The organism is Nostoc sp. UHCC 0251 (genome assembly GCF_034932245.1).
Lineage (GTDB): Bacteria > Cyanobacteriota > Cyanobacteriia > Cyanobacteriales > Nostocaceae > Nostoc.
Genome location: NZ_JAYGHD010000283.1, coordinates 1 through 1,143 on the forward strand (window position 1 = coordinate 1; position 1,143 = coordinate 1,143).

The 1,143-nt window shown below is 32.5% G+C and carries 1 protein-coding gene; it reads left to right on the forward strand.

The genetic code is table 11. The annotated features are described in order from the left end of the window. The first annotated feature begins 77 nt into the window (after nt 1-77). On the forward strand, nt 78-977 hold the full coding sequence (locus VB740_RS18220; protein ID WP_323201363.1) for a transposase family protein: 900 nt from the start codon (nt 78-80) through the stop codon (nt 975-977). Nucleotides 978-1,143 lie beyond the last annotated feature (166 nt).

Consider the following 1,143-nt stretch of genomic DNA (forward strand, 5'->3'; position numbering starts at 1 on the left):
TAGACACGTCCGGAATATGATTTGGTTACAAAAAAATGGTAGAAAGGAAAATTGACCTTCTACCAACATCTAATTTAATGATTAGTATCTTTGATTATATACAAAAGTATCCCTCGCGTGCAAAGCAACTTTTGGGGATTAGTTATGACCAATTTACTGACCTTGTAAACTATGCTAAAAAAAGTCATGAAGAAGAACAACTCAAATTTGAGCAGAGGAAGGTTAGAATACATGGCCGTGGAGGTGGACGAAAAAAATTATTATCCATCCCAGAACAAGTATGTTTGTGTTTGTTTTATCTGAGACAAATACCAACATTTGAAGTTTTAGGAATAATGTTTGGTATATCAAAAACTTTATCTAATGATACTTTTCATTACTGGAGAAAAATATTACGTAAGATTATCCCTTCTAGTTTAATAGAAGAAGTTGAAGATAAAGAAGGAGATTTAATGATTGTACAAGAAATATTAACGAGTTTTAAGTTACTGGTAGATAGTCTAGAACAGCCGATTGATAGACCATCTGACAACGAAGAGCAAAAAAAGTTCTTTTCTGGAAAGAAAAAACAGCATACTGTAAAAAACCAGATAGTTTCCTTGCCAGAAGGAAAAGATATAATTGATATTAAAGTAGGTTATCCTGGACCAACGGCAGACATAAAATTATTCCGAGAGCAACAAACGAAATTTGATGAAAAACAAGAATTTGAGGGAGATAAGGCGTATCAAGGTGGGAATAATATTACTACACCTCATAAAAAGAAAAGAAAAGAACAATTAAATGAACAACAAAAAGAAGAAAATAAAGCTCTCTCAAGTAAGCGTATATTTGTTGAGCATTTAATACGTGTTGTAAAAATTTTCCAAGTGGCATCACAAAGATTTAGATTAAATGCTGATGTTTATAATGAAATAGTTTTGTTAGTTTGTGGTCTGGTAAGACTGCGAATTGGAACTTTTGTCTTACCGAAATAACTTAGTATTAGTTAAAAATTGTGTTTGCGTCGGGCAAGATTATGTATTTTTCTGCTCTAAACTATCAGTAACTATATCAAACACTGATTTCTTCGTTGAAACAGAATCTGCAAGGACTGGTATCAAAGCCTTGTAAATATTGGCTTGCGAGTTTTCGGATGGGTCT